This window comes from Enterococcus devriesei (genome assembly GCF_001885905.1).
Classification (GTDB): domain Bacteria; phylum Bacillota; class Bacilli; order Lactobacillales; family Enterococcaceae; genus Enterococcus_A; species Enterococcus_A devriesei.
In genome coordinates this window covers 183,616-196,491 of sequence record NZ_JXKM01000001.1, presented here as the reverse complement: position 1 = coordinate 196,491, position 12,876 = coordinate 183,616, and the positions used below count along the sequence as shown (strand labels likewise).

At 40.0% G+C, this 12,876-nt stretch carries 14 protein-coding genes, 1 tRNA gene and 1 other annotated feature; of the genes, 5 read left to right on the top strand and 10 right to left on the bottom strand.

The genetic code is table 11. The features are described from left to right. Positions 1 to 182 precede the first annotated feature (182 nt). From RV00_RS00900 to rplU, 8 genes are all read right to left on the bottom strand, one after another. Complete coding sequence (locus tag RV00_RS00900) at positions 183 to 2,957, bottom strand: sigma-54-dependent transcriptional regulator (RefSeq protein ID WP_071860721.1); 2,775 nt, start codon at positions 2,955 to 2,957, stop codon at positions 183 to 185. Positions 2,958 to 3,267: 310 nt separating this feature from the next. Then, positions 3,268 to 3,471, bottom strand: a complete 204-nt coding sequence (locus RV00_RS00895; RefSeq protein WP_071860720.1) for a hypothetical protein — start codon at positions 3,469 to 3,471, stop codon at positions 3,268 to 3,270. Between the two features lie 140 nt (positions 3,472 to 3,611). Further along, positions 3,612 to 5,051: a TrkH family potassium uptake protein gene (locus RV00_RS00890; protein WP_071860719.1), complete on the bottom strand. Its 1,440-nt coding sequence runs from the start codon at positions 5,049 to 5,051 to the stop codon at positions 3,612 to 3,614. Between the two features lie 12 nt (positions 5,052 to 5,063). After that, positions 5,064 to 6,431: a Trk system potassium transporter TrkA gene (trkA, locus tag RV00_RS00885; protein ID WP_071860718.1), complete on the bottom strand. Its 1,368-nt coding sequence runs from the start codon at positions 6,429 to 6,431 to the stop codon at positions 5,064 to 5,066. Positions 6,432 to 7,185: 754 nt separating this feature from the next. Further along, positions 7,186 to 7,452 (bottom strand): SemiSWEET family transporter, encoded by a 267-nt coding sequence (locus RV00_RS00880; RefSeq protein ID WP_071860717.1) that lies wholly within the window; start codon positions 7,450 to 7,452, stop codon positions 7,186 to 7,188. Between the two features lie 122 nt (positions 7,453 to 7,574). Then, positions 7,575 to 7,868: a 50S ribosomal protein L27 gene (gene rpmA, locus RV00_RS00875; protein WP_010779981.1), complete on the bottom strand. Its 294-nt coding sequence runs from the start codon at positions 7,866 to 7,868 to the stop codon at positions 7,575 to 7,577. Between the two features lie 12 nt (positions 7,869 to 7,880). Next, entirely contained in the window at positions 7,881 to 8,231 is a 351-nt protein-coding gene (locus RV00_RS00870) for a ribosomal-processing cysteine protease Prp (RefSeq protein ID WP_071860716.1), read from the bottom strand. 17 nt (positions 8,232 to 8,248) lie between these two features. After that, positions 8,249 to 8,557, bottom strand: coding sequence for a 50S ribosomal protein L21 (gene rplU, locus RV00_RS00865; RefSeq protein ID WP_010740661.1), 309 nt, complete (start codon positions 8,555 to 8,557; stop codon positions 8,249 to 8,251). Positions 8,558 to 8,577: 20 nt separating this feature from the next. After that, positions 8,578 to 8,648, bottom strand: a sequence feature (ribosomal protein L21 leader region). Positions 8,649 to 8,758: 110 nt separating this feature from the next. Here rplU and RV00_RS00860 point away from each other — a divergent pair. The 4 genes from RV00_RS00860 (at position 8,759) to RV00_RS00845 (ending at position 11,147) form a co-directional block, all read left to right on the top strand. After that, positions 8,759 to 9,406, top strand: coding sequence for a uracil-DNA glycosylase (locus tag RV00_RS00860; RefSeq protein ID WP_071861034.1), 648 nt, complete (start codon positions 8,759 to 8,761; stop codon positions 9,404 to 9,406). Next, positions 9,407 to 10,075, top strand: coding sequence for an O-methyltransferase (locus tag RV00_RS00855; protein ID WP_071860715.1), 669 nt, complete (start codon positions 9,407 to 9,409; stop codon positions 10,073 to 10,075). Positions 10,076 to 10,176: 101 nt separating this feature from the next. After that, entirely contained in the window at positions 10,177 to 11,013 is an 837-nt protein-coding gene (locus tag RV00_RS00850) for an alpha/beta hydrolase (RefSeq protein WP_071860714.1), read from the top strand. 60 nt (positions 11,014 to 11,073) lie between these two features. Continuing rightward, positions 11,074 to 11,147, top strand: a tRNA-Arg gene (locus RV00_RS00845). Between the two features lie 150 nt (positions 11,148 to 11,297). Here the strand turns inward: RV00_RS00845 and RV00_RS00840 are convergent. Together RV00_RS00840 and RV00_RS00835 are read right to left on the bottom strand one after the other, a co-directional pair. Further along, entirely contained in the window at positions 11,298 to 11,564 is a 267-nt protein-coding gene (locus tag RV00_RS00840; RefSeq protein WP_071860713.1) for a Na+-transporting malonate decarboxylase, carboxybiotin decarboxylase subunit, madB, read from the bottom strand. Between the two features lie 111 nt (positions 11,565 to 11,675). Next, positions 11,676 to 12,305 carry a GyrI-like domain-containing protein gene (locus RV00_RS00835; RefSeq protein ID WP_071860712.1) on the bottom strand — a complete coding sequence of 210 codons (630 nt, stop codon included), beginning with the start codon at positions 12,303 to 12,305 and terminating at the stop codon, positions 11,676 to 11,678. A 171-nt stretch (positions 12,306 to 12,476) separates the two neighbouring features. Here RV00_RS00835 and RV00_RS00830 point away from each other — a divergent pair, with 171 nt between their 5' ends. Beyond that, a complete protein-coding gene (locus RV00_RS00830; protein WP_071860711.1) occupies positions 12,477 to 12,842 on the top strand; it encodes an ACT domain-containing protein in 366 nt (121 codons plus the stop codon). Positions 12,843 to 12,876 lie beyond the last annotated feature (34 nt).

The following is a 12,876-nucleotide window of genomic DNA, read 5'->3' as shown; positions in this document are numbered from 1 at the left end:
ATACAAGGCTCCGATGCTAAAAGACTTGTGCTACAAATTAAGAGTACACTGACACACAGCTACTCACTTAATATAAAGCAATTGCCGTGCCAAAATACACTAGCAAGAAATTCTTTAGTTATCAGCTTTTAAACGATACACAAAAAAGGATACAGTATACTGTATCCTTTTTTGTGTATTTATTATGCGATTACTTCTTCATGATTTTTGAGTAATTGATAAATATAGTAACGCTCTGAGGTGGGAATCGAAATCCGAAGCTGACTCTCTAATTCGTTCAACCCTCGATTCATTACTTTATTATCCGTTACTTTCTGATAGATTTTTTTAGATTCTTCATCGACTTTCAACGGCTGCTGTAAAATTCCACGCTCAATCGTTCCAGCCATATGCATGACGAAGTTCACCATCAAAGCATAGTCCGAGGAATTCCCATTATTCTCGATAACCGTCGTAGCTAAATGCCATAAAGGCTCAATGATCTTGCTAGGATTGACAAACGTAAAGCTCTCTTCCATAAATTTGACACACAATTCTCGCGCCTGCTTAGCATCTAAGACGACTTCACCTTGATCTGCTAAATCATTTTCTAATAACAATTCGTCAATGACTTGCTCCGCTTTTTGGTTGATAAATTTTTCCATTGGGATATAAGGAGCACCGACCTTAGGATCAACAATTCCAGTCGTTGCGATAATTTTGTATTCTTCTTTAAAGACAGGGACTTTGGTTTTTATATCTCCTACCGCCAAAGTCAGCACTTCGATATGTTTTAAATTGCGCTGCTTCAATGGGCGTTCAATAATTTCCTTCAAACGTTGCGCTGTTCCTTCACCTGAAGCACAGACGGCCAAAATCGCCTGTTTCTCACTGACTTCCTCATTTTCTTGACTTACGTGCCCATAGCCGCGAAAGCCTTGCAAGGATTCATACAACTCATCCACACCAGAACCGAGTACACTGGATTTGCGTGCGGCTTCAATCAATAAGGGCGTCGTCACCATGTCTAAGGTTCGAACCTCTACCCCTGTGTCCTTTCGAATCTCTTCATTAAAAGTAGCAAGTGATCCCATATCTACCATAATCAAAACGCCGCTACCGTCATCAATTTGCGTGACTGCTTCTCGCATTTTTTCATAGGCCACCCGTGGATGCATATCTAGCGGCATATCCACTGCGTTGATATTCGTGACATCTAGCAACTCGCGAACGACTTGCGCCATCGATGACGCCGTACTATTTCCATGTGCCGCCACAACCACACCAATCTTGCCTGAAGATTGATCCTCGCGCAATGAAACCAGTAAGACCGTTAAATAATAATCTTCGCTCTCTGGAATAATCACTTGGAATTCCTGTTCAACTAAACGCCGAATCTCACGAGCTACCGCAAATTCTGTCGGATAGTCTTTGGCCATCTCACGAATATTATCATTCGTCTCACGAGTCTCACCAACATGGATTTTTTTCAAGAACGAAGAAATATGCAGGCTCATCGCATAAATAAAGTTCTGTTGAAAATGAGTTTCTAGTCGTTCACCTACAAGGGCAGCGATTTTATTGCTCGTATCAATCACATGCTTATCGACAAATTCCGTTAAACGTGTTTCCGTATCGAAGGTAAAGCCGTGATCTTTATAAAATGATTTCAAATGAACATTGATATCCGTTGAGATAAAATGATTGATCGTTTCTTGATCCAAACCTTCCGTTTTCAATAACGCGGCCTTATCGCCAATGATATCGTACAAATTATAAGGCAACTCATAAGTATCCGTCTTAATCAATTCATCGATTTCATTCGGAGTGACTACCATCTCTGGTTCAAGATACGGTGAGATATCCGTCGTTTTGATTCGATCGGCAGAAAGCTGGACTAAGCCGGCTTTGATTCCTTCCGTCAAATCATTCAATGTGATAGGGATTTCCTCTTGCATCATGTGGTTCATAAAACCACGGGCGCAAATCAATTGAACATTTGATTTTAATTGGCCGACATTTCCATAAGAGACGCTGCCAAGAAGTGCCTTTACCACATCTTCAGTCAAAGTGATCTTGCGCTGAATTCGATTGGCTTCCATCGCTACCATCACCCGAACCAAATCCAATTGCTCTGCAGCTGGACGACTACTGAAGGCTGGCATCTGGATATTGATCGGAATTCTTCGAACGAAGGTATCCAATAAAGAGGAATGAGGATCTTCTGTAGTCGCTCCAACGATCCGAACATTTGCGAAACGGTTTTTCCCCGTTTCTCCTAAACGACTATACGTACCATGATCCATAAAATAAAAAATCATTTCCTGGCCTTCAGGAGGCAAGCGATGAATTTCATCTAAGAACAGCATTCCACCGTCCGCTTGCTGGATCAGTCCATCTTTGTCGGTATCCGCTCCCGTAAAGGCTCCCTTTTCGTATCCAAATAAATGACTCATTAATAGTTCCGGATTGTTAGCGTAATCGGCACAGTTAAACACAACTAGCTCACAATCACTTTTAATGGTGCCTTCAGTTTGAGCAAATTGAAACATCGCGTGAGCAAAAAAGGTTTTCCCCGAGCCAGTAGGCCCAGTAATCAAACAATTCAAGCCACGTGGCGGGTATAAAATGGCCGCCTTCGCCTGCTCCACAGCGTTACGCATACTGCCGGTCGAGCCAATGATTTGAGTAAAAACATTTCCAGTATTATGATTCAGAATTTTTTTCTCTGGCGGTTCAATTTTGGTGGCTTTATCATGAACAGGTTCTGGATCAAACGACACTTCTACTGATTGGGTCGAAACAAAATAGCGAACAGGTCTTCCTTCACTTTTATTCAATTGGCCCTCTTTAACAAGTAAATTTAAATCTTTACTGGCATTTGTTCGTTGAATATCTAAAGAATCCGCAACATCTTTTGTTGTTACATTCGCGTTCTCTGATACAAAGCGATAAATGCGGTCAATCCGTCGTTCCATTCAGTCACCTACTTTATTAGTGTATTCCTATTATCAATCATCTATAGTTTTTGTTAAAATGTCAAATAATTTGTTATAGAATAATACACTATATTTTTTACAAATGGAAATTTTCTTGATTTTTCACAAGAATTATAAAAACTTCCTTAATAAATCCCGACAATTTCTTTTATCCTTTCCTAATTTCCTAAAAAGATACCTGGTTTCTTCTATATAAATAGGAAAAAGTTGGACTTCCCCATCTTTTTGCTCGAAACAAGCGGAAAAACAAAAAAATCCCATCTTCTAGGAAGACAGGAAAAAATCAAATTTAAACAGCATCTTTCCAAAAATCACATGAGTGAGACGGCGTCACTTCTTGATAACGATCTGGACTTTGTTCATTTGTACACTTCGCAACTTCATTTGGATTGATGAAAGAGATACCTAAAGCTTCGTCAGTCAATCGTTGTCCTTCCCAATACGCACAGTTGGCACAAGTCCGCTCAGCAATGTTGTGTTTTGTTTCCGCCATCGTCAACACTCCTTTTGCTTTTCTATCTTAATTATACGCTTTGATAGAAAGAAAGCCAGAACAAGCAAAAACCAAACAATCAGTCTGAGAATCGTTTACAGCAAAGAATTGGTCAAAAGAAGTCGGCTGCTTCTATTGCGTTAACTTCGCCAGAAGGATTTTGAAAAGAGAATCAATATCGGAAAGATTTCCAACCGTCCAGCTAACATGGCAAAGGATAAGGTCCATTTAGAAAGATTGGATAAAAAGCCAAAATTATGGGTGGGACCGACGCCGTTGAAGCCCGGTCCAACATTATTGATACAGGTCGCCACTGCTGAAAAAGTCGTATGGAAATCAACATTCTCCAAAGAAATAATCAGTAATGAGCTAGCAAATACTAACAAATACAGAACTAAATACGAATGGATATTGCTGATCGTCTTAGGCGCAATCGCCTCTCCTTCAAAATTCAAGGTAGTGACTGTCCGAGAATGTAAAATCCGTTTTAACTCTTGCAGAGCATGCTTCGAGAGCATCATGATCCGCGAAACTTTGATCCCCCCGCCTGTGGAACCAGCACAAGCGCCAATAAACATTAAAGATAGCAAGATCACTTGAGAAAACATCGGCCACAAATCATAATCTGCCGTAGCAAAGCCTGTCGTCGTAATGATCGATGCCACTTGAAAAACGGCATAACGAAAAGCTTTCAAGTATGAAGGATACTGTGAAGCGATATTCACGGTAATTAGAATTGTTGCTACCGCGATAGTTGTCAAATAGCCTCTTAGTTCTTCACTTTTCAATACCGGAATGATTTTTCCAATAATAAAGAAATAAATCAGGTTAAAATTAATTCCAAAGAGAATCATGAAGACCGTGATCACACCATCAATATAGGCACTATTATATCCAGCGATTCCTGCATCAGTAACAGAAAAGCCACCCGTTCCAGCAGTCGCAAAAGAATTCAGCATGCTATCGAAAACCGGCATTCCTCCGATGATTAATAAAACAATCTGGAGTACCGTCAAAGCGCCATAAATGACATAGAGTATGCGGGCGGTGACCCGTACCTTAGACACCAATTTGCCAATCACTGGCCCTGGCATCTCGGCTTTCAAAATATGCATCGTCCGACCAGAGGCCAATGGAATAAAGGCAACGGTAAAGACCAAGATCCCCATCCCACCGACCCAATGGGTAAAGCTACGCCAAAATAAACTCGCGTGACTCATACCTTCAAGCGTCGATAATATCGATGAACCAGTCGTCGTAAAACCAGAGACTGTTTCAAAGAAAGCATTGGTAAAGGAAGGAATCTCACCAGTCAAAACGAAAGGCAATGCTCCAAAAAGCGACAGTAAACACCAGCTGACCCCAACGATGAAGAAGCCCTCTTTCGCATAAATGTTTCGATTTTTAGGCGTCTTTCGACACAATAAAAATCCTACTAAAAAAACGAATATTGATACGAAGGCATAGGAAGTGGTTACCTTTTCTTGATAAATCAACGAGACTAATAGTGGCAATAATAATAGCCCCGCCTCCACCTTCAATAATTTGCCTAATGTAAATAGAACCATTTTTTTATTCATAGTAATCGATCGTTATCTCCTTACCAGATCATTTAAGCAGCAAATATTTCGATCTGTTGTAATAATCACGATATGATCCTTCAACCGAATTTCGGTATCGCCTTTTGGAATAACAAAACCACGTTCTCTTGAGATCGCCGCAATCAATACGTTGTCCTTCAAGTGAACCTCAGAAACCTTTTTGTCTAGGAATTTTGACTGAGACGTGACCACAAACTCCATCGCTTCAACATCATCATTCACCAATCGATGCAAGGTCTTCACGCTGCTGTCATCATCCTTATTATTTTTTGCTCGAATGAAGCGCAAGATATGGCCAGCGATAATATTTTTTGGAGAGATAACACTGTCGATATCCAATTGGTCCAAGACATGGACGAAATTCATTCGCGTCACCTTCGCCACAGTTTTTTTCGCATTCATTTGCTTGCCGTAAAGCGAGATCACGATATTTTCTTCATCCAATCCAGTTAACGCGACTAAGGCATCAATCGATTCGATCCCCTCTTCAATCAATACCTCTTCATCACTGCCATCCGATTCAATGATCGTCGCCTCAGGCAGCTTTCTTGAAAGCTCTAAGCAACGCTTCGGATTGTTCTCAATAATTTTTACTTGAATCCCATGCTCAACCAATTGGCGCGCCAAATAGAATGCGATCCGGCCGCCGCCGACAATAATGATCCGCTTAGTCTTTTGTTTAAATAAATTGATATCATGACAAAAACGCACCAAGTCTCGATGCTGACCCATCACGTGAATTCTGTCGTTCTGTTCAAGTACGAAATTCCCATCCGGAATAATCAGTTCTTCCTTGCGGCGAACCGCACAAATCAACACATTCGATTTAGAAACCTTCACTAAACGATTCAACGGCACGCCGTTTAGACGTGTATTTTCTTTTAGCCGAAATTCCGCCAGCTCGATCTTACCGCTGACAAAAGTATCAACTTTAAAGGCTGAAGGAAAAAGCAAGATCCGCCGAATTTCATTCGCTGCTTCTAATTCGGGATTGATGATCATAGAAATTCCTAATTGATCCCGCATAAAGGAACGCTGCTTCAAATAGTCAGGATTCCGAACACGAGCGATGGAATTTTGAGCACCCATTTTTTTCGCCATCAAACAAGCTAAAATATTTAGCTCATCCGTTTCAGTCACAGCGATGATAATATCCGCATCACTGACTCCTGCTTCCATCAAGATGTCGTAGGTGGCACCATTACCGACGATCCCCAACACATCGTACTGATTCACGATTGCTTCGACCTTTTCAGCATGTAAATCAATGATGACCACATCATAATTATAATCTTCATTAGATAAATGCTGCGTCAGAGATTTCCCGACCTTGCCAGCACCTAAAACGATAATTTTCATTTTTTCTCCTTATTCGTTTCAATGGATTCATTTTTCTCACGAAAAATAAGTTTCATTAGAATGCCGTATATCATTCAACTAAACCGTTCGCTTTTTTTAAACAGTAATTTTCAGACGATTCGTCTTATTAGTAAACTGCTAAAGTTGAACTGACATCCTTATTCGTTTCAATGGATTCATTTTCCTCACGAAAAATGAGTTTTATTCGAATGTCGTATATCATTCAACTAAACCGTTCGCTTTTTTTAAAACAGTAATTTTGTAGACGGTTCGTCTTATTAGTAAACTGCTAAAGTTGAACTGACATCCTTATTCGTTTCAATGGATTCATTTTTCTCATGAAAAATAAGTTTCATTCGAATGCCGTTTATCATTCAACTAAACCATTCACTTTTTTTAAAACAGTAATTTTACAGACAGTTCGTCTTATTAGTAAACTGCTAAAGTTGAACTGACATCCTTATTCGTTTCAATGGATTCATTTTTCTCACGAAAAATGAGTTTCATTCGAATGCCGTATATCATTCAACTAATTTTGTTAAATAAATCGCAAAACTGAATTAACTTTCTTAGGACATTCTTACCCCTCATTCTAGCTTTTTATACAAGGGAAAACAACATCCTTTCACAAAGTCTTATCCCATTTTCTTCAATTAAACTTTATAAAAAATCAAATAAAAATATTACCAAGTATTTGCTTTTAGACAAACTAAAAACCAGTCAAAGCTTCGGGTCTGCTCTGACTGGTTTTATGTTAAATAATTGCGGTAACAAACGTGATCGCACCTAAAATGACACCTGGCACATTCGCGATAATAATGGGTACATCTTTTTTCTTTTGCATGGAAGCATAGATCACCCAAAAGATACAGTTAATCATTGCTACCATTGGTTGAATCGGATTTCCCTTATTTCCCGCCAAGTTATTCATAATCTGCGGGATGTAGGAAACATACATCAATACAGAGAGCGTTGATGCGATTCGCCCAAATACTAAAATCGTATGTTCTTTCTTGTCCATAAAAACACCTCTCATTTATTCCATAGTTAATATTAAATGAACAAGTGAAAAGAAGCGAATAATTGCTACGAATAAACAAAAAAAGTCCCAACCCTGAAAACAGGATTAAGACTTTTAAGTTATTAAGCTTCTTGAGCGACTGGGTAAACAGACACTTGTTTTTTGTCGCGGCCTTTACGTTCGAAACGTACTACACCGTCAACTTTAGCAAACAATGTGTCATCGCCACCGATACCAACATTAACACCAGGGAAAATTTTAGTACCACGTTGACGGTAAAGAATTGATCCACCAGTAACAGTTTGACCGTCAGCACGTTTAGCGCCTAAACGTTTTGATTCTGAATCACGTCCGTTAGATGTTGAACCGCCACCTTTTTTGTGGGCGAATAATTGTAAGTTCATATTCATTAACATGAGCTGCACCTCCTATGATTTAGATTCTGTTTGGACTTCGATGAAATCCAAATAGTCTTTTTCGATTGATTGCAAGCCTAACAATAAATGCTCTAGCAAAATTTGCGAGATATTCATCTGCTCTTGGGTCAAAGAATCATTTATTTCCATTGAAACATGAAGGTAACCACCTTCATCATCATTGGTTTCGATGTTCGGAATGACACCCGCTAGTGCATCCAAGCTATTTACAGTACTGATGGCTAACGCGGAAACGGCGGCACAGACGATATCGCTACCGTAAGGACCTGCTTCAGCATGGCCGGTCAGCGTAAATTCACTGATTAGACCCGCTTGGTTTCGAGTGAATGTACCTTTGATCAACTTAGGCACCTTCTTTTTTATGCTTTGATTGAGTCAATGACAACTTTAGTGTAAGGTTGACGATGACCTTGTTTACGGTGTGAATGTTTTTTAGGTTTGTATTTGAAAGTTACGACTTTCTTTTGTTTGCCGTGTTTTTCTACAGTTCCTTCAACAGTTGCACCTTCAACGATAGGAGCTCCTACTTTGGTAGATTCGCCGCCTACTAAAACGACTTGGTCGAAGACAACTTTTTCGCCAGCTTCAACGTCTAATTTTTCAATGTAGACTGCTTGACCTTCTTCAACTTTGATTTGTTTACCGCCAGTTTTGATGATTGCGTACATGCTTGTGGCACCTCCTTATTATTTATACTTAGACTCGCCATCCCAAGTGACCGAAGTACTTACTACTTGTTCTGTGCGGTTGTAGCTGTGGGTTCCACAATTACAACATTCATATTCTACTAAAAAAGATAGGTCAAGTCAATGATTAATTATTGACGTGGCGCCAGCTTTTTTCTACTATAATAAGGCGAGGTGATAATGATGGACTATCCAACAGGTTTAGTTGACCTAGTAGCAGAACGTTCAAAGGGCTTTCAACTAGAAGGTTTTATTGCAGGGCAAGGACCTATTCATCCGAAACTGATGTTAGTGGGGGAAGCACCTGGTCGAAAAGAAGTCGAGAACCACATCCCCTTTTCTGGTGCCGCCGGCAAAGAACTGATTCAAGCGATGGAATCGATTGGCCTCACCCGAGAAAATACTTATATTACGAGTGCCGTCAGAAGTCGTCCCTATAAAGTGTTGGAGCGTTTGAATAAACGAACGCAGAAAAATGAACGTGTTTATCCGAATCGAACGCCAAACAAAAAAGAAATCTTAGCTCACGCACCGCTTTTAGATTATGAATTGTCACAGGTCCAACCGACGATTGTTGCCACGCTAGGCAACATCGGTTTACAACGGCTGCTAGGACCAAAATGGCAGATCAGCGAAAGTCATGGGACCGTTTATCACGGACCAGTGTTAGAGCTAAGCAAAGCACAAGATCGTTACCAACCATCTGAAAAAGAATACACCGTCGTTCCCTTGTTTCATCCGGCGGCGATTTTTTATAATCGCTCATTAAGTGAGAAGATCACCAAAGACTGGATCACCTTAGGAAAATTATTAGAGAAAGAGGCCAAATAAATGCGTAACGAGATGATGTACCGTCCAATTATTAATGAAGATATTTTGCATTACTTGCGAACGGAGCAAAAGCAATTGACTGGAAAATTAGGAGCGTTGGAAGAATTGGCTCATGAAAATGGTGTGCCGGTGATTCCCCACGAAACCGTCGTCTTCCTGCAATTCCTATTGAAACAAAAACAACCAAAAAACGTGTTAGAAATCGGGACTGCCATCGGCTTCTCAGCTAGTTTAATGGCTGAATCCATTGGTAAAGAGGCTAAAATCACCACGATCGATCGGTTCCCAGTGATGATTGAAAAAGCCAAAGCGAACTTTGAAAAACTAGGCTTGACTGATCAAGTCACTTTACTTGAGGGAGACGCTGCTGATTTACTGAGCACACTGGAAGGTCCTTATGATTTTATCTTTATGGACAGTGCCAAAGCTAAATACATCGCCTTCTTACCAGAATGCTTACGTTTACTAGCTGATAACGGTGTGCTGATGGTAGATGATATTTTCCAAGCCGGCACCGTGTTGAAAGACATCGAAGAAATCCCACGAAAAAATCGTGCGATCCATCGTCATTTGAATGAATTCTTAGAAGAAGTTACAAAATCTCCCGAGCTAACCTCCACCTTATTGCCATTGGGTGACGGTGTTGCTTTAATTTCGAAAAATAACTAATAGATAAGACGGAAATTTGAAACTTTTTTGAATTTCCGTCTTTTTACTTGTACCTGAAAAAATTCGGCGTACACTAAGGAACTGAAATGGAGGAATTTCCTATGAAAAAGAAAATAGGAATCATCATATCAATCGTCATAGTGTGTTTTGTCGGAATTGTTCTATTTAAAACGAAAGATTCCGCTCATGCCTCGAAAAAAATTGAACCCCCCTTGGCTATCCCCGCACCAGTAATCATGGTACCTGGTACAAATGGCGATGTCGATCGCTTTGATAGTCTAGTGAATTCTCTAAAAGAAACAGAAAAAAATGTTGATGAAATAAAAATCACGGTTAACAAAGATGATTCCATTACATCATCTGGACAATTTACGAAAGAGACGAAACGGCCAATCATCGCGATTGCTTTCGAAGACGGCTCTAACCCTTCTTTGCCTAAACAAGCACGGTGGTTTCAAAAGGCCTTGGAGTATGCTGAGAAACATTATACTTTCAATACCTATGACTACTTAGGTTATTCTAACGGCGGATTGATTATTACCGGCTACTTGGAAAATGAGCAAAAGAGTAACGATCCTGCACTCTATCATTTGATTACATTAGGGACTCCGTACAACGATACCTCATGGGACTACAACGAAAACAGCTCGACCTTCACCAAACCAAAGGATGAGAGCAACTTGTTGAAGTATTACTTGAAAAATAAGCAGAATATCCCTAAAAACATAACGGTCTATAATATTGCCGGTAACGTAGATAACCAAAACACGGACACTACCGTTCCTTTGACTAGCGTCTTAGCTGGCCGCCTGATTTATGGCGATAGTGAAAAATATAAAGAAATCATCGTCAATGAGCAAGCCAATCACGGTTCACTAATCGAAAATCCGAAAACGTTGAAGCTGATCAAAGAATATCTATTTGAATCAGTAAAATAACTGATTAGGATTGACAAGCGTGTGTAGTTTTTCTATAATAGCAATTGTTGCAAAACTACTGTCACAGTAGCTCAGCCGGATAGAGCATCCGCCTTCTAAGCGGACGGTCGGGGGTTCGAATCCCTCCTGTGATATTTTTAAACCGTTAGGAATTCATTTTCCTAACGGTTTTTTTGTTGAATAATTTAGTTTATGCAGCCAGCTAGAAGGTAACTGTGTAAAAAGTCTCCCCTCTTAGATAGAAAAAAAGGTGTTCAGAAGGTCCCTTCTGAACACCTGCGTTTTTATTCTTTCACGGCTTTTGGTACTACTAGCAACCAACACATCGCTAATCCTAAAACAATAAATAGTCCTGCGCCTACGATATTTCCCTTCGTCAACATCGCAAAAGCGATTGTTCCAAAAAGACTTGCCACAGTTAAAACAATACCGGATTTTTGGATCGTTGTCAGATTGGCAAAAGTATTTCTAAAACCGATCGTCAATAATAAAGCGCCAACAAAAGAAGCAATCCCAAAAAGAATATGTCCCAGCAAAATAAGATTTTCCATGTCTCCACCTCCCTCAGAGCCACTATACTAGAAAGGTGGATAGAAGACGAAAATTGTGCTTGTGAGAAAAAAGCGAAACACTTCATGAATAATTTCGATAGGGCCTCTTTTTTATTCAATTTGATAGCGTAAAATCGTCTGACGTTTTTCAGGTGCTGTTTTGCGAGCATCATTGAGATAAATTTCTCGATGAGAGTAACTTTTTCGCTTTAATCCATTGGCTTCAGCGAATTGATCCAACTTTTGAAACGTTGCCGGTTCATCGTCGAAGGAACCACGATGCAATACTTGCAGGCATTTGCCATCTTCGATCGTCTCAAAAGAAAGTTTATTTAATAAGTCATTGGGTTCTTTCTTTGCCACTGCAGCGACTGCGGCCTCAAACATTTCTTGGGTGATCCAGTTTGGCTGCCGTAACATGATCCGATATTCAAAACTATCCTTATCAGTAATGTCTTCCACATTTTTGGTGGACCAGATTCCCTCTAAAGGAAAGATCGCAAACTCAGCGTATTCAAAATCCTTTTGTTGCTCTGGATGGAGCTGATAAAATTTTTTGAAGCCCATCTTGATTTTCCAAGCAGTTGGATATAACACTCCAACCCGCTCTGAAAAAGCTTGCTTATTGGGGTCGCCTACTCCTTTGATCGTAATAAATTTTTGCGGCGGGACTGTGACTACTTGCGGTAATTTTTTTACACCATATAAAAACTTCTCCTCTTTTTTCCAATCATATTTCATGGATGTACCTCACCTTCACTTTTTTCTATTATAGCAAGGATATTCTAGCTGCGCAGTTCATGCTGAATCAGATATGTCTTTAGTTTTAATTGAATTGCTCCTAGTCTGAAACTTTGGTAAATTGATAAGAGAAGACTCGTGATTCGAAATTATCATATAAGGAGAAGTACTATGAAACTAATTGCCTTACCGCAAGCATTGTCCGTTTACCAAGTCGCGGCGTTAACTGAGCTGGACTTGTCTCAGCAGCCGTTGTTTATTGGTGTGACTGACGAAGAAATCTCTGTTGTTTCGGCTACAGATAAAGTCCCTGCTGACACTATTGAGCGGGAAGACGATTGGAAAGCCTTTAAAATAGAAGGTATCCTAGATTTTAGTTTAGTTGGAATTCTAGCAAAGATCGCCCAGCTGTTAGCAGATGCCGACATTAGTATTTTTGCCGTCTCTACTTACAATACCGACTATATTTTAGTCAAAACAGAAAAACAGGCGGCTGCCAGCTCCATCCTCACTGCAAACGGGTATATGGTCGTATAAAAAAAGAAATCATTCTTCTAATCAGAGGAATGGT